This window comes from Streptomyces sp. NPDC056231 (assembly GCF_048270745.1).
Classification (GTDB): Bacteria; Actinomycetota; Actinomycetes; order Streptomycetales; family Streptomycetaceae; genus Streptomyces.
In genome coordinates, this window is record NZ_JBLVKW010000131.1 from 1 (window position 1) to 12,894 (window position 12,894).

21 protein-coding genes and 2 pseudogenes are annotated in these 12,894 nt (G+C 68.2%); 7 read left to right on the forward strand and 16 right to left on the reverse strand.

What is annotated here, in order from left to right; translation table 11 throughout:
* Nucleotides 1–209: 209 nt before the first annotated feature.
* From ACNPQM_RS41710 to ACNPQM_RS41740, 7 genes are all read right to left on the reverse strand, one after another.
* Complete coding sequence (locus ACNPQM_RS41710) at nt 210–362, reverse strand: hypothetical protein (RefSeq protein WP_418088073.1); 153 nt, start codon at nt 360–362, stop codon at nt 210–212.
* Nucleotides 363–468: 106 nt separating this feature from the next.
* Nucleotides 469–840: a transposase gene (locus ACNPQM_RS41715; protein WP_418088074.1), complete on the reverse strand. Its 372-nt coding sequence runs from the start codon at nt 838–840 to the stop codon at nt 469–471.
* Between the two features lie 144 nt (nt 841–984).
* Nucleotides 985–1,416 carry a spore-associated protein A gene (locus ACNPQM_RS41720; protein ID WP_418088075.1) on the reverse strand — a complete coding sequence of 144 codons (432 nt, stop codon included), beginning with the start codon at nt 1,414–1,416 and terminating at the stop codon, nt 985–987.
* A 234-nt stretch (nt 1,417–1,650) separates the two neighbouring features.
* Nucleotides 1,651–2,349, reverse strand: coding sequence for a hypothetical protein (locus ACNPQM_RS41725; protein WP_418088076.1), 699 nt, complete (start codon nt 2,347–2,349; stop codon nt 1,651–1,653).
* Nucleotides 2,350–2,651: 302 nt separating this feature from the next.
* Nucleotides 2,652–2,807 carry a hypothetical protein gene (locus tag ACNPQM_RS41730; RefSeq protein WP_418088077.1) on the reverse strand — a complete coding sequence of 52 codons (156 nt, stop codon included), beginning with the start codon at nt 2,805–2,807 and terminating at the stop codon, nt 2,652–2,654.
* A complete protein-coding gene (locus ACNPQM_RS41735) occupies nt 2,804–3,046 on the reverse strand; it encodes a hypothetical protein (protein ID WP_418088078.1) in 243 nt (80 codons plus the stop codon). The genes ACNPQM_RS41730 and ACNPQM_RS41735 overlap by 4 nt, the downstream gene beginning before the upstream one ends.
* 154 nt (nt 3,047–3,200) lie before the next feature.
* Complete coding sequence (locus ACNPQM_RS41740) at nt 3,201–3,332, reverse strand: hypothetical protein (RefSeq protein ID WP_418088079.1); 132 nt, start codon at nt 3,330–3,332, stop codon at nt 3,201–3,203.
* Nucleotides 3,333–3,458: 126 nt separating this feature from the next.
* On the opposite strand from ACNPQM_RS41740, the gene ACNPQM_RS41745 reads away from it, so the two are divergent.
* Nucleotides 3,459–3,590 (forward strand): hypothetical protein, encoded by a 132-nt coding sequence (locus ACNPQM_RS41745; RefSeq protein ID WP_418088080.1) that lies wholly within the window; start codon nt 3,459–3,461, stop codon nt 3,588–3,590.
* Between the two features lie 257 nt (nt 3,591–3,847).
* Here ACNPQM_RS41745 and ACNPQM_RS41750 read toward each other — a convergent pair whose 3' ends face one another.
* Complete coding sequence (locus ACNPQM_RS41750) at nt 3,848–4,162, reverse strand: hypothetical protein (RefSeq protein WP_418088081.1); 315 nt, start codon at nt 4,160–4,162, stop codon at nt 3,848–3,850.
* Between the two features lie 204 nt (nt 4,163–4,366).
* On the opposite strand from ACNPQM_RS41750, the gene ACNPQM_RS41755 reads away from it, so the two are divergent.
* On the forward strand, nt 4,367–4,645 hold the full coding sequence (locus ACNPQM_RS41755; RefSeq protein WP_418088082.1) for a hypothetical protein: 279 nt from the start codon (nt 4,367–4,369) through the stop codon (nt 4,643–4,645).
* On the opposite strand, the gene ACNPQM_RS41760 is transcribed toward ACNPQM_RS41755, so the two are convergent.
* The 4 genes from ACNPQM_RS41760 to ACNPQM_RS41775 form a co-directional block, all read right to left on the reverse strand.
* Entirely contained in the window at nt 4,638–5,225 is a 588-nt protein-coding gene (locus ACNPQM_RS41760) for an ATP/GTP-binding protein (protein WP_418088083.1), read from the reverse strand. The two genes, ACNPQM_RS41755 and ACNPQM_RS41760, sit on opposite strands and share 8 nt — an antisense overlap.
* Before the next feature lie 401 nt (nt 5,226–5,626).
* Nucleotides 5,627–6,832: a PP2C family protein-serine/threonine phosphatase gene (locus ACNPQM_RS41765; RefSeq protein WP_418088084.1), complete on the reverse strand. Its 1,206-nt coding sequence runs from the start codon at nt 6,830–6,832 to the stop codon at nt 5,627–5,629.
* Nucleotides 6,833–6,901: 69 nt separating this feature from the next.
* On the reverse strand, nt 6,902–7,411 hold the full coding sequence (locus tag ACNPQM_RS41770; RefSeq protein ID WP_418088085.1) for a helicase HerA domain-containing protein: 510 nt from the start codon (nt 7,409–7,411) through the stop codon (nt 6,902–6,904).
* Between the two features lie 97 nt (nt 7,412–7,508).
* Entirely contained in the window at nt 7,509–8,240 is a 732-nt protein-coding gene (locus tag ACNPQM_RS41775) for a hypothetical protein (RefSeq protein ID WP_418088093.1), read from the reverse strand.
* On the opposite strand from ACNPQM_RS41775, the pseudogene ACNPQM_RS41780 reads away from it, so the two are divergent.
* Nucleotides 8,188–8,643 (forward strand): annotated as a pseudogene (locus tag ACNPQM_RS41780) (IS6 family transposase); the annotation flags it as partial. The gene ACNPQM_RS41775 and the pseudogene ACNPQM_RS41780 sit on opposite strands and share 53 nt — an antisense overlap.
* 220 nt (nt 8,644–8,863) lie before the next feature.
* Here ACNPQM_RS41780 and ACNPQM_RS41785 read toward each other — a convergent pair.
* Complete coding sequence (locus ACNPQM_RS41785) at nt 8,864–9,241, reverse strand: hypothetical protein (RefSeq protein ID WP_418088086.1); 378 nt, start codon at nt 9,239–9,241, stop codon at nt 8,864–8,866.
* 242 nt (nt 9,242–9,483) lie between these two features.
* Between ACNPQM_RS41785 and ACNPQM_RS41790 the strand changes: the two genes are divergently transcribed.
* The gene (locus ACNPQM_RS41790) at nt 9,484–10,428 is read left to right on the forward strand and encodes an ArsR/SmtB family transcription factor (protein ID WP_418088087.1); all 945 of its coding nucleotides are present in this window, start codon (nt 9,484–9,486) and stop codon (nt 10,426–10,428) included.
* Between the two features lie 7 nt (nt 10,429–10,435).
* Here ACNPQM_RS41790 and ACNPQM_RS41795 read toward each other — a convergent pair whose 3' ends face one another.
* Nucleotides 10,436–10,834, reverse strand: a complete 399-nt coding sequence (locus ACNPQM_RS41795; protein ID WP_418088088.1) for a hypothetical protein — start codon at nt 10,832–10,834, stop codon at nt 10,436–10,438.
* Nucleotides 10,831–11,325: pseudogene (locus ACNPQM_RS41800) on the reverse strand (transposase); the annotation flags it as partial. The gene ACNPQM_RS41795 and the pseudogene ACNPQM_RS41800, both read right to left, overlap by 4 nt.
* Nucleotides 11,326–11,366: 41 nt before the next feature.
* On the opposite strand from ACNPQM_RS41800, the gene ACNPQM_RS41805 reads away from it, so the two are divergent.
* The 3 genes from ACNPQM_RS41805 (at nt 11,367) to ACNPQM_RS41815 (ending at nt 12,358) form a co-directional block, all read left to right on the forward strand.
* Nucleotides 11,367–11,516 (forward strand): hypothetical protein, encoded by a 150-nt coding sequence (locus tag ACNPQM_RS41805; protein WP_418088089.1) that lies wholly within the window; start codon nt 11,367–11,369, stop codon nt 11,514–11,516.
* A 179-nt stretch (nt 11,517–11,695) separates the two neighbouring features.
* On the forward strand, nt 11,696–12,004 hold the full coding sequence (locus tag ACNPQM_RS41810) for a hypothetical protein (RefSeq protein ID WP_418088090.1): 309 nt from the start codon (nt 11,696–11,698) through the stop codon (nt 12,002–12,004).
* Nucleotides 12,005–12,169: 165 nt separating this feature from the next.
* Nucleotides 12,170–12,358, forward strand: coding sequence for a hypothetical protein (locus ACNPQM_RS41815; protein ID WP_418088091.1), 189 nt, complete (start codon nt 12,170–12,172; stop codon nt 12,356–12,358).
* A gap of 69 nt (nt 12,359–12,427) precedes the next feature.
* Here the strand turns inward: ACNPQM_RS41815 and ACNPQM_RS41820 are convergent, their stop codons facing one another.
* The gene (locus tag ACNPQM_RS41820; RefSeq protein ID WP_418088092.1) at nt 12,428–12,766 is read right to left on the reverse strand and encodes an integrase core domain-containing protein; all 339 of its coding nucleotides are present in this window, start codon (nt 12,764–12,766) and stop codon (nt 12,428–12,430) included.
* Between the last annotated feature and the right edge of the window lie 128 nt (nt 12,767–12,894).

Sequence of the window (12,894 nt, forward strand, 5' to 3'; positions counted from 1 at the left end):
GATAGGCCAGGCGAAGCAGCACGACGACCGATCCTGCCGCAGACGGCGATCATCGCCGTCGGCGGGGTGACCTGCACGGACGTAATAATCGGCACGCTCAGACGCGGCGGGCGGAGCGCTGGCCCGGCGTCAGCCGGGCGTAGTCGTCGGCAGCCTCCGCCACAGCCTCGATCCGGCGGGCGGCGTTGCGTTCCGTCACCACCTGAAGCTCACACCGTAGAAGGCGACACCATCCCCAACCATCGGCACCCAGCCCCTGCCACCACAGCCCCGACCAGCGACAACACACCCCGCGCCATACCGACCGGCAACCAACTGACCCGCACCATCACCAAAAACGTCAGCACCAGATCGGCATCCATGACAGCAGTCGAGCCACCCACGACAACCCACTGAACAGCAAAGAGCCCGCTACTCACTCACTGACATCACAACGCCGAACCACCGACGACAAAAACTCGCAGATCATCACAGCCGGTCGTGGAGTTCGGCGATCAGTCCCTTCTCTCGCCAGCGCCGGAAGAAGGCGTAGACCCGGTCCCAGGCGGGGAAGTCGACCGGCATCGCCCGCCACTTGATCCCGTTGTCGACCACGTAGAAGACCGCGTCCAGCATCTGCCGGTGGCAGTACCCCTCAGGCTGCCCGCCCCGCCCCTCCATCCACGCCGGCACCGGCAGCAACGGACGGATCCGCTGCCACTCGGCGTCCGTCATGTCCGTGCCGTAGAACCGGACCCGATCGCGCTGGTCGGCCGCGTTACCGAACCTGTGCGCGAGACAGTCACACGACGAGACGAACGAACTGGACCCCGCCGACGCGAGCGCGTACAACTGCGACATCAGGGCCTCCTGAGTACCTCGTTGCTTCAACAACTCCGAGATACGCAAGGGGCCCTGTCTTCATGCGCCCGCGAGACCGAGTTCACCCACCCCAGACCCCACTTTCGATCACACCGCACTCACGATCGAAAGAAATACAGCCTCTCAGCCACAGTGATCATGCCACTTGAGGTCTGTGATGGGGGCCTTGTCGGCGGAGATGAAACCACCCCAGTCAACGCAGCTGTTCGCTGCGTACACATATACCGGTCCCGCGTAGGAGCGGTAGAAACCTGCATCGTCTTTCCACGTGCCGTTCGTGGACTTTTGCAGCGAGACCTTGATGTACATCGTCGAACTCGTGTTGTTGACCGTCACGGCGCAGTTGTAGCCGTTGGACGAGTTGTACGTCAGGTAGGTCGTGCCAGCACTCTTGTCGCCGTATCCGACCTTCATCGAGTCGATGACGCTGTACCCCGAGCCGCAGGCTCCGTTGTAGCCACCCGCAGCGTACGCGGTTCCGGATGTTGCGACCATGCCGCCCGCGACCAGAGCGAGAATAGCGCTGGTACCAGCGAGCTTCTTGCCGATGCGCATGTTCTGCATTCGCACAGTTGCCTTCCTGAAGACATGTGATCAGTCATCAGGGATGATGCCTAGGTGTGCGCTGTGACGACAAGACGAGCGTCTGTGATGATCGCCATGGTTTGCCGTGATGCGTGCCGTGGGCTTCTGGCCGCGGCACGCACCACAACTGCGCAACATAGCAACTTTCTTGGGAATCGCTTCGACCTCGGGGGCGGGCGAACCATTCGAACGGGGGCGGAGCCGCTACATCTGACGGTAGGGCCAGTAGACGTCCATGCAGGCATCTGTCTGGGACCCGTTGATCGCCTCGGTCCCTTCCAGCGGGTCGCCGTCCCCGGCTGCCTGCTTCGGGTACGTCGCCCCTGTCCGCCAGTCCGAGCCGACCGTGAGAGTCAGCGTGTCGACGTCGGCCGACACCTTGACGAGCAGCGCGTTCAGCCCCTTGACCTTGCTGTATCCGTAGCCGGCTCCCTGCTTGGCGTAGCCGTAGGTGCGGCGGATGGTGTCATCGATGTCCACGTATGCGGCCTGGTCCGCGCCGGGCAGCAGTGGGGTGTGACGGGCCAGTTCGGGCAGGAACCGGCGCGCCACGGCGTGCAGTTGCTTCACGTGCCCGTGGGTGAAGGAGCGCAGGAACGACCCCAGCGTGGACGGGGCCCGTACCCCGGAGAACAGGCGGCCCATCGCGCCGTGCCGCAGCCGGTCCATGTCTTCGATGCTGTCGGCGCCCGCGGCCATGCCGCCCACCAGCGACATCACTTTCGCCGCGGGGAAAGCGCCCGTGCCGTCCTTCGAGGCCGGCAGACGAATGTGTTCCCCGGCCAGCGTGGGCAGACCGCACCGCTCGGCCAGCCGCACCACCGGCTCCAGCCCGCCGTACGCGATCAGGTTCGGGTCGTCGAACGCGGATGAGACCGCCGCTGCGGCATGGGAAGATTGCATCTCGGAAGTGCCTTGCTGATCGTGCCTGATGTGGTTCTAGAGAAACCCCATCATCGCAGGTCACAAGGCACTTCTTCGTTTCCGGAAGAACTATCCACAGGCATCAAGCCGGTGGATCCGGGCTCAGCGAGGACCCCGCCAGCAAGGTCGGGGTTCTGGCAGTGACTGTGGGGAGAGCGGCGGGTTTCGGCGCGCAGGCGGCAACGGCAGAAACGGCCGCGGTCAACTCCCGAAGGGGCCGGTCTACTCCGGTCGCTATCCGGTGAGTCGGCAGGAGCGCCAGTGCCGTCCATTGCGGCTGATCAAGCCGAGCTTCTCCAGGCGGCCGAGCCAGCGCTGGACAACCCAACGCGGCGGCCGATCTCGCGAATCGTAGGCGCGTCGCCGGTGTCCGCTATGGCGTCCCTGATGGCCCGGAGGACGGACTCCTGCCAGGCAGTGAGTCGATCCGCGCTCACGCTGCTCGCACCCCGTGTTCCTGCTCGCGCGCCAGACGTCGCAGCTCGACCCGAGCGGCCGCGGTGCTGCCCTCGAATGTCATGAAGAAGGGATGCCGCCAGAGGTAGTCCGACAGGTGGAGCAGTCGTCGGCGCAGTGCAGTGAGGCGGCGGGGGTGAGGTTGGGCGAGTGCTTCATAGGTGCGGATCCAGTCGTGCTGGGCCTGCACCAGGTCCTGGGGGAAGGTGATGGGCTCCATACCCGAATTAGAGCACGTGTTCGATTTCTGGTGCACGTCAGAACACAGCCGGCTCCCGTCGCCCCACCAGCCGGACCGGGCGACGGAGCGACGGGGCGCGGCTTGCCCAGTCGTGGGCAAGCCCGGCTTGCCCACGCGGGGCGGGCTTGCCCAGTCATCGGATGGCGATGGGAACGATGCAGGCCGCGAGGACGGCCGCGCCGCCCATGGCGACCATCAGCGGCGTGGCAAGCGCCGGGTGGCAGTGCGCCAGGTAGCCCAGAGCGTGTGGGGCTCGTAAAGTCATCGTTGCTGGTGGGAGCCCGCGTGCAAGGCCCTCGGTGGTGGCTGGGATGCTGCACCCCGTGATCATCTCGATCCTGTACCGGGCCACCCGGGCGTTGCTGTCCGTGCCTGCGGTGCTGCTGCGCCGATGCCCGGGTGGGAGGCCGACAAGCAGCTCCACAGCACCTACCGGTCCGGGAAGCCGGACAGCCCCGGCTACTCCGCCGAGCAGACCGCAGAAGTGGCCCGGTACCAGGCGGAGCTGCTCCGGCTGAGCTGATTCGCCGGACACTGGCCATGGACCGACGTGATCACAGACGCGATCAGACGGCTCGACACCCTCCCGAACCCAGACTGACCAGCAACGACCCGCCCCGACAAGCAGAAGAGCCACCGACCGGAACCGTGGAACCCGGCGCCCACCCGATGCGACGATCGGGTCCCCTGCATGCCCGCACACACTCCACAACGACGAATTGGCCGCCAGTCGAAGCTGACGACCAATCACGAAAGATCAAGGCTAACAGGACACCTCGCTCAGGGCGTGCCACTGCCCTGCCGATTACCACCCTTGCGATAACTCAACATCATCACGATGAGGCCGGTCAGCAGCAGCACGCTGCCGCTCAGCGACCCCCACTGGCGAATATCAGGGTCGCTGAGCACCCAGAAACAGACCTGCTGCCAGCACAGGGCGAAGGCAACCACCAACTGGCCCCACCCATAGAGGCGAGGGCGGTGGACCGGCCGCCGGTTCGTGGGAAGCACCCAGCCACGCGTAATCCCCGCTACGCCGGAGGCGGCGATGAGCAACGCCAACAGAACAACAGGTACGGCGACGTAGAACTTCACGGTCCCTCCCTGCGCACCGGACCCACGCCGGACGCCCGCGTGATCATGACATGGTCGCGCTGCGCGTCCACACGCTTCCCCGAAACCCTCATGATCGGCCGGACAGGTCTAGCTAGAGCCTATCTGTCAAATGATCGGCGAGCGCAGGTTTCAGGATGGGGAAATGGCCTTGCTGCTGTGGCGCGAGCCCGCGATGCTGAGCCGGTGCCAGGACAGCGGAAGAGGAGACGCCAGCAACAGGACGCGGGACGCCAGGCTGCCGCCCGCACCTCTCCGGACGCGGGCCGCTGGGAAGTGCTCCTCGAGACGCAGGACGAGTCGGAGTGGCGGGCGCACCTCCGCCGTCTGCATGCCGCGGAGGGGCGGATCGACTGGGCGATGACCCGGATCGACACGCTCTGCGGGCGACTGACGCAGCCGACCACTTACCGGTTGAGCCTGTTCGTGCCGGACTCCGCGCGCGCTTCCACACGGCCTAGTTGAGAACTTGGACTTCCCGGATCTCTACCGAGGTTGACGCGTCTCGGGTGGTGGTGATCGTTCCTGTCTGGCCCGCTCCGGCCCACTCCACGTCCCACGTGGTGGTCGCAGTCACCCTGTACCGGCCGCCGTCCACGGTCGAGCTGGGCGCGGTGTAGCGGTGCCCGCAGTCCGGCGACATCCGCTTGCCGTACTCCGCCGCGTACGGCGTGCCCGGAGCGGTGCAGACGACCGGATCACTGCCGTCACCCATCCCGTACACCACCTTGCGCACCTTGGCCCTGGCAGTGACCGTCACGCCGCCCGCCGACGCGGACGCGGTGGCCGGGCCGGTGCGGGTCGGGCCGGGCTTGTTCCAGATCCAGACCGGCATCCCGACAACGCCGACACCGGACGGCTTGGGCGCAATGCCGATGTCCGCGCCCTCCAGGCGCAGGTTCTCCACCGCCCGCTGGGCCAGCGCCTGGACGTCGACGCCGCCCCCGGCCGGGCCTGTCGCGGAGAACACCGTGCCGCCCTCCAGCTCCCGGCCGGCGCCCGGACACGAGACGTTGTAGAGCCGCCCCTTGGCGGGGCTCAGCACCCGAAGGACAGCACCGGGGCGCCGGCGACTTCCGTCCCGGCCCCGGCCGCCGGGCGACGGCGGGTGCGGCGCGGCGGGCCCGGCCGCCGCGCAACCGGCCGAACGCCCCCGGTCCCTGGCCGCGGCCGTACCGCCCATCCCGCCCGTCCCCTACTCCTCCACTCCAGCCAGGGAACATGGGCAGAGCGGCCGCAACGGGGATGTCAGCGACGAGCGCGAGAAAGGTGAACGCACCGGTAGCCCTCCTTACCCAACGGCCACCCACCTCGTCGGCGCCTCTTGCTGGCGTTCGCCGCCGACGGGGGTGGGTGCGGTTTCCGCCTAAACCTGGGTTCCTCTGTCGCCTCGCCATACTGTTGGCTTCCCCCTCCCAGGCTGAGTTCAACGCGGATTGTGAACTTTCATAAACAGACAGCATCAGCTGGTGGCGCTTGTGACCTAGGTGTATTGCTCGCCTTGGACTTCCGGGCCGGGGCTCTCTTCGCGGCCTTCTCCGGCTTCGCGTGGACAATCTCTCCCCCGGCGATGGCTGGGGTGTCCGTGGGCGCGTGGCGGATGGCGATGAGGGCGACATCATCGCCGAGGCCTCCGCCGGTGTGGGCGGCCAGATCCCGCTCGATGTGGTGCAGCAGGGCCTCGGGAGTGCAGTGGGTCCAATGGGCGGCGCGTTCCGCGAACGGGTAGAAGGTGCCGTCGCGGTCGCGGGCCTCTATGACGCCGTCGGTGTAGAGGAGCAGGGTGTGCCCGGAACCGAAGGGCAGCACGTCGAGGGTGTAGTCGCCGGGGTCCGTCATGCCGACGCCCAGCGGGGGTGCGGGGTGCAGGTCCGGGACGATCACGGTGTTGCCCGGGCCGAGCAGCAGGGGTGCGGGGTGGCCGCAGCTGGTCATCCGGGTGACGGGCTCCTCGTCGGGGATCTCCAGCAAAAGCACGGTGACGAAGCGTTCTCCCGCCTCGTCCTCCGGTTCGAAGCCGGCCAGGTAGCGGGTAACGCTCCGCTCCAGGGCGGCGGCCAGGGCGGGCAGGGAGGCGTGCTGGTGGGCGGCCTCGCGGAAGGCGCCGAGCAGGATGGCTGCCTCACCGATGGCGGGCAGGCCCTTGCCCCGCACGTCGCCGATCATCACCCGGGCTGCGCTGTCGGTGCGGGCCGCGGCGTACAGGTCGCCGCCGATCTCTGCTTGGTCCTCGGCGGCCAGGTACAGGCAGGCGAGCTGCAGCGGGCCGAGCCTGCTCGGCAACGGCCACAGCAGGACGTGCTGAGCGGCCTCGGCCACCGACCGGACCTGGGCCAGTACGCGGCTGCGCCGATCGCGTACCACGCAGAAGAGCACGACCAGCGCCGACAGCAGTGCTATTGAGAGCGCCTGCACCAGCGAGTTCCGCGAGACGGGCACGCCGAAGTGCCAGCCGATGAACCCCTGGGCCACCACCGCCAGGGCGCCGATGCCGCCCGTCGCCCAAGGCCCGGCACCGAACCACGCGGCGATCGCGGGCGCAATCACCAGCAGCGGACTGAGGACAATGTCGACCGGGAGCACGGCGTCCACAACCGTGATCACCACAATGAGCGCAATGGGGATCACCAACGACCGCCACGGCTGCCTCATGCCGGCAAAGCGCCGCCTGAACATGCTTCTACACTGCCCCTTCTCAGAGCGGCTCGCGACGCTTGCGCGTCAGCAGCCCGTACGCCGCGCCGCCGACGGCCAAGGTGGAGGCCTCGCCGATCCCGCCCGCCTCCGCGGCAGCGAGAACGGTGTCGCGGTTCTCCCGTACCGCTTGAGCTGCGCCATGGTTGCGTTGACCTCTTCGAGGAAGATCACGGTCCTCGGGCCGACCCGCCACGGCTCGCGCTCGAGGACGTCGTCGGCCAGCTGCTCCGCGAGCGCGAGCCGGCGCCGGCCTTCCTGCGCGAGCCGGATCAGGGCCTCGTGGATCTCAGCTATGTCCCGGCAGTAGGTGACGCCGGGCACACCGCGGGCCCAGGTGTGGGAGATCCGCTTGAAGTCCAGGACGAACGCGTGCGCGCCGTTGTGGATGAACTGGCAGCAGATGGCGCGCAGGATGGTCGCCTTGCCTCCGCCGGTGCCTGCGGAGATCAGGACGTGGGGGGAGTCGTGGTCCAAGTCGACGGAGACCTTCTTCTTGCCTGCCCCGAGGCCGATCAGCGGCGCGGACTCGGGCATCTTCGCCAGGATCGGGACACACCGAGCCCGAGGGGGCGTATCTCTTGGGCTGTTGGCTGTCCGACCATTGATCGGCACGCTGCCGCGCTGACTCCGGTTACCGCCCTTCGGCACGGGCCTTCAGGCGGGCAAGGATGCCATTTGTGCTGGCCATGTCTTCAGCGGCAACGCGCTGCTGCACCTCTTCACGGCGGGTGTGTTCGCAGGCCGGGCACAGCCCGCCCTCCGCGGGGCGGTACCCGGCCGGGCCCACGGTGCCCGGCTCGACATCGCTCTGGCAGGACGGGCACTCCCAGGTGGCTTCCCACCGGGCCGGTTCCTCGCGCCGCCGCTGGTCCTCCACGGCACGGGCCGCTTCCTGCTCCTGTCGGTGCCGGTCCTGGCGGGCGTGGTACTCCTCCTGTGTGCCGGTGTTGGTGAGGGCGTCGGTGATCGGCTGCCAGTCGCTGTGGCCGAAGCGCCACCAGACGGGTCCGTGGGGGCCGTGGGTGCGGAGCTGGTCGAGGTGGGTGGCGATGACGGGGACGGTGCCGGCGTGGTCCCACCAGCCGTCTTCCTCGGTGTCCCTGGGGGACCAGCCGTGTGGGTTCTGCCAGCGAGGCTGCCAGCAGGTGCGGGACAGGTCGCGGATGGTCTTGATGCGGTTCATCCGGGCCTGCGCGCCGACGTCCTTCGTGAAGACCAGGGCGACGGGCGGGTACCCGCCGCGGCCGGAGTCGTCCCACAGCGTCGACCACAGCGGGACGTCACGGCCCCGGTCGTTCTTCACCTGGCGGAGGAAGAACCGCCGTTGGCGGGCCGTTGACCAGAACGGGATGGTGCTCGACATCCTCGTACAAAACCGCCGTGACACCGCCGCGGCCAGGCGATTCTTCCGTCGTCTGCTGAAGAACACGGGTGCGGTGCCGCGGGTGATCGTCACCGACAAGCTCCGCTCCTACGGCGCCGCCCACCGCGAGGTCATGCCCTCCGTCGAGCACCGGCGGTCGAAGTATCCGAACAACCAGGCGGAGAACAGCCACCAGCCGACCCGGCAGCGTGAACGGGCGATGAAGGGCTTCCGCAGTGTCGGCGCGGCCCAGCGGTTCCTGTCCGCGTTCAGCGGGATCTCACCCCACTTCCGACCCCGCCGCCACCTGATGGCGGCCTCCGGCTACCGAGCTGAGATGACCATCCGCTTCGCCATCTGGGATCAGATCACCCGCGCTGCCGGCCAGCCCACCACGGTCTGAACACGCCCTGTCGGCGTGCCCATCACGCCCCGACGCACCATCAGACAGCCACGCACCCAACAACGTGACAACACCCAGGAGAACTCTTGGGATGTCGCACAATGCTGGGTGTCTGCCCGCCCTTTCGGGCAGCCCGGAGATGGGCTACCCGAAAGACGGCTCCGCGCGGAACCCAGACGGACAGTGCGTCCGACCCGGTTTTTCGTGTGTCTAGGGTGGGTCAGAAGTAGGCGACGTCGAGGCCGCCGTCTCGCGAGGTGCTGCCGCTGGGGCAGTTGGCATAGGACTTGGTGCGGTCGCCGGCCCACTTCCAGGGACCCACGTACTCCTTGCCGTTGGAACACAGAACCCAGCCGCGGTAGTTCCAGTTGGGGCCGTTGCCGTCGCACCAGCCACCGGCCCGGGTGGACGTCCTCTCCACGTAGCAGGTGCCGAGCCAGCCGGCGAGTACCTGAGCGTCGGCCGGGTGCTGGATGCGGACCGTGCCCTGTCGGGCGCTGTGTTCCGGTGCTTCGGCGGCGTGGCTGGGGGCCGCCGCCATAAGGGTCACGGCGGTGGCCGCGACGGCCAGCGCGGACAGGGTTGTCGGCTTGCGCATGTGTTCCCCCTTGGAAGAGTCAATCGAACTGATCGACCTCGGATCGTGTCGGACACATCGTCTTTGACCGAGCATGATCTCGACAAAGACCGTCGGCTATAGCCGAATGTCCCTGGTCAGCGCGTGCCACGCCCAAGAATGCGGACACTGGGGGCTTTATGTTGCGAATCCACTTCACGTCGGAAGATCTGGCGCGGGTAACGCTCGGCTACAACAGCTCGCTGCCGGTAAGTGAGGCCGTGATGAGTCTGCAAGCACTCCGTCGTGGCTCGGGCCCACGGTTCTCCGCGTGGCGGCGCCTCGTCGGAAATCAGCTGCCCGCACGGGCGTCCCTGCTCGGCTCCCTGGTACCGGCCTCCGGCTGGGCCCCGGACTTCCTCACCCCAGGCCCCGACCGGGCATCCCCCACCACAGGGGCGTTCGACGCGATACGAGCCACGCCGCGCAGGCGTCTCGCGGCCGAACTGCGCCGTCTGTCGAGCCATCACCGCCTGCCCGCCTGGGCACAGCTGCTGGCCGACGGCGACCGCGAAACGCTGGACGCGGTGGCCGACACCCTGGCCGCCTACTACGACATCGCGGTAACCCCGTTCGTCGACCGCATGCGGGCCGTACTGGACGCGGACCGCGCCTGGCGGGTGCACACCATGGCACGCCTGGGCGTCGGTGCGGTACTGGCCGGCCTGCACCCGCAGGTGCGCTGGGAGGAACCCGTGCTGGAGCTCCCCAGCCCACCCGGACAAGGCCAGATCGACTTCCACCTGAAGGGGCGGGGGCTCCTCCTGTCCGCCCACATCTTCTGCGGCTCCCGTCCCCGGGCACTGCTCAACGAGGTGGGCACCCCCATCCTCGTGTACGCGCCTGTCTGGAATCTGCAGAGCGACAGCCTCGTCGCCGCACGACTGGATGCCCGGCCACGTGCGTCGACAGCCTTGGCGACCCTGTTGGGTCGCACCCGTGCGGCCGTCCTGGAGGCCCTGGCATCCCCTGCCGGTCACAGCACCAAGCAACTCGCCGAGAGCCTTGCCATCTCCCGCGCCTCGGCCTCGGAACACGTCGCCGCACTGCGAGCCGCCGGCCTGGTCACCAGCCTTCGACAGGCCAACACGGTGCGGCACACCCCCACCGCCCTGGGAACCAGACTCATCTCGACCGCGACCGGCACCGCGGGGATCCGGTCGCCCTGAGCGGGCGTTAAGTCCGTTTCTCGTAACGGCCTCGTCCGGGTTGAGTGAGGAAGCCTTGGCGGGTGAGGCGTCCGAGGCGGCTTCGGGTGACGTTCAGGGCTGGGTCGTCGGTAGGCATACTGAGGAGTTCGTGCAGTTCGCGGACCCGGAACGCCTGGTCGGGGTGCTGGTTGAAGGCGTTCACGATGGCCTGGTACGCGGTGGCTTGTTCGGGCGGATCGGGTTCGGCTCCGCCCGGCGCAAGTTCGCAGATGACCTTCCGGGCGATGGTCAGCTCCGCGAGACGTGCTTCGGCCTCGGTGAGAGCGGCGGCGAGGTGCTCGATCTGGTCGCGTAGTTCGCTGGCCCGGGCGGTGGCCTCGTCCTGTTGGGCCTGGAGAGCGGCCAGGAGTTCGGTGCTGTTCACGCGGCCGCCTGGAGGGTGTCGCGCCAGGTGGGGGCGGGTGTGGTGAGGCGGCGGGTCATGTTCGCGGTGGAGGCCCAGTAGACGCGTGAGGCGGAGTTGTCGGGCCGGTGGTCGTATTCGCGGGCCAGACGCCGGTGCAGCATCAACGTGCCGTTGACCTGCTCGACCACCCACCGCTTGGGCTGTGGGACGAAGCCTTTGCCCTGGTCGTCGGGGTTGCGGCGGACGACCTCGACGGTGATGTCCAGCAGGGCGCCGTGGATGATGACCTCGTCCTTGAGGCCCTGGTCCACCAGGGCCTTCTCCAGGCGTATCCCGCACCGCTCGGCGGCCTGGTCGAGCAGGGCCGTGCCGGCGGCGTTGTCGTGGGCGGAGGCGGCCAGGACGACCAAGCCGATGATCAGCCCCAGCACGTCGACGGCCAGTCCCCGCTTGCGGCCCGGCGTCCGCTTGTTCGCGTCCAGTCCCGTCGTGGTCTTCGGGACCCCCGCCTTCGCCAGCCCCTCCCCGACATCCGTCCGGACCGGAGCGCATGACCACCACACCCATGACCCAGGGACGACGTGCCGACTCCGCCCGCAGGCGTCAGCGCGTCCAGAAGGCGCACCCGGACGAGATGCACAAGCGCTCGCCGGCCCGCCGGGAGCTCAGCGTTCCGGAAGGCCGTAACGGGCGCGCGTGACGGGCATGCGCGTGACCGGCGTGCGTGGTGAAAGCGGCATTCGGCAGTCACGGCAGCCGCTTCTCCGCAACCGGAACTGAGCGATCGGTTTCAGTCAAATGTGACGCGTACGTTTACAGGCGTTCACATCTTCGACATGCTGGCGCACACTTGCTCCAGACCATCGACAGGAGCACGTCATGCGTCGTCGCATCGCAGTCCTCGGCACCGGAGCCGCCCTCTTCGTGGCCGCCGGAGTGATGACCGCCCCCTCCGCCTCGGCAACGTCCTTCTGTTTCATGTCCCAGGGCAGCAACTGGGGCTCCGTCAGCTGCCAGACCACCCCTCCCAAGAACAGCTGGCAACTCGTCCTGGTCTGCAACAGCAACACCGTTAACGGCGCCCAGGTGACCGTCAACGGCCGCTGGCACACGGGCGACGGCTCCGACACCCTCTACTGCCCCACCGGCTACAGTGCCGCCTACACCAAGGTCAACAACAACAACTGACCCCGGGCGCGGGGCTGGAGGCCTACCGCCCCAAAGAAGCGGGCGGTAGCCCGTAGGGGTGTCATACCCGGGTATTCAGGGGCTGGTTGGCCCCCAGGCATGACCGCCGCGGTCCGTCCCCGCCCGTAGCGTCTCCTGCGTAACAGATCGCGAGGAGGAGACATCATGGGCAATCCGGGACGGGCCGTGGCGGCGGTGGTACCGGCGGCGACGACAGCGCTCGGCATGGTGTCGCGCCCGGGGCGGTGGCCGCCGAACCAGCGGGAGACGGCGGCGGGCGGCAGGCGCGGGTCCGGCTGCCTGAGCCCAGCGGGCCGTACCCGAGAAATGGCGCCGATCGCGATCGGCCCGTGACGTGAGAAGGGCCGCACGGGTTGGGTAAGTTGTGATGCCTTGTGCCGTTCGGAAACTCGTCGCCGCTGGTCAGGCTGCATATCTGTACTCGTTGATGACACCGCCGAATACTCGGGTGCGAAGGAGTCGGCGCGCGGTCAGGTCGGTCGCGGCCGCAGGGTGCGCCTGAGCGAGGGGAGCAAGCTGTCCCCGGCCCTGATGCGGGCGATGGTGGTTGTAGTGCCGGGCGTAGCTGTCCAGGACCTGCCGGGCGTGGGCCTCGTTCCAGATCAACAGGTAGTCGAGGGCTTCGCGCCGCAGGGTTCCGATGCCCCGTTCGCAGTGCGCGTTCATCCGAGGAGCCCGCGGCGCGGTCCTCAGGGCCTCGATGTCGTCGGCTGCGAAGACCGCGTCGAAGGGCGTTGTCACGTTGTCGAGGGTGTTGGCGCTTGGTGGGGCGTCGGCGTGCTGGGGTCGGGTTCCGGCTCCGCGCTCAGGCCGTGGCGGGCAGGCCGGCGGTGCCGGTGATCTGCTCCCAGATCGCGAAGCGGACGCTC

Bases quoted from the DNA above. Each gene is read 5' to 3' on its own strand.
- ACNPQM_RS41715 (WP_418088074.1), bottom strand. From the start codon at position 840: ATGTCGCAGTTGTACGCGCTCGCGTCGGCGGGGTCCAGTTCGTTCGTC.
- ACNPQM_RS41745 (WP_418088080.1), top strand. From the start codon at position 3,459: ATGCCCGGGTGGGAGGCCGACAAGCAGCTCCACAGCACCTACCGGTCC.
- ACNPQM_RS41725 (WP_418088076.1), bottom strand. From the start codon at position 2,349: ATGCAATCTTCCCATGCCGCAGCGGCGGTCTCATCCGCGTTCGACGAC.
- ACNPQM_RS41785 (WP_418088086.1), bottom strand. From the start codon at position 9,241: ATGCGCAAGCCGACAACCCTGTCCGCGCTGGCCGTCGCGGCCACCGCC.
- ACNPQM_RS41810 (WP_418088090.1), top strand. From the start codon at position 11,696: ATGCGTCGTCGCATCGCAGTCCTCGGCACCGGAGCCGCCCTCTTCGTG.
- ACNPQM_RS41790 (WP_418088087.1), top strand. From the start codon at position 9,484: ATGAGTCTGCAAGCACTCCGTCGTGGCTCGGGCCCACGGTTCTCCGCG.
- ACNPQM_RS41735 (WP_418088078.1), bottom strand. From the start codon at position 3,046: ATGGAGCCCATCACCTTCCCCCAGGACCTGGTGCAGGCCCAGCACGAC.
- ACNPQM_RS41815 (WP_418088091.1), top strand. From the start codon at position 12,170: ATGGGCAATCCGGGACGGGCCGTGGCGGCGGTGGTACCGGCGGCGACG.
- ACNPQM_RS41805 (WP_418088089.1), top strand. From the start codon at position 11,367: ATGACCACCACACCCATGACCCAGGGACGACGTGCCGACTCCGCCCGC.
- ACNPQM_RS41720 (WP_418088075.1), bottom strand. From the start codon at position 1,416: ATGCGCATCGGCAAGAAGCTCGCTGGTACCAGCGCTATTCTCGCTCTG.
- ACNPQM_RS41775 (WP_418088093.1), bottom strand. From the start codon at position 8,240: ATGTCGAGCACCATCCCGTTCTGGTCAACGGCCCGCCAACGGCGGTTC.
- ACNPQM_RS41765 (WP_418088084.1), bottom strand. From the start codon at position 6,832: ATGAGGCAGCCGTGGCGGTCGTTGGTGATCCCCATTGCGCTCATTGTG.
- ACNPQM_RS41710 (WP_418088073.1), bottom strand. From the start codon at position 362: ATGGATGCCGATCTGGTGCTGACGTTTTTGGTGATGGTGCGGGTCAGT.
- ACNPQM_RS41740 (WP_418088079.1), bottom strand. From the start codon at position 3,332: ATGACTTTACGAGCCCCACACGCTCTGGGCTACCTGGCGCACTGCCAC.
- ACNPQM_RS41770 (WP_418088085.1), bottom strand. From the start codon at position 7,411: ATGCCCGAGTCCGCGCCGCTGATCGGCCTCGGGGCAGGCAAGAAGAAG.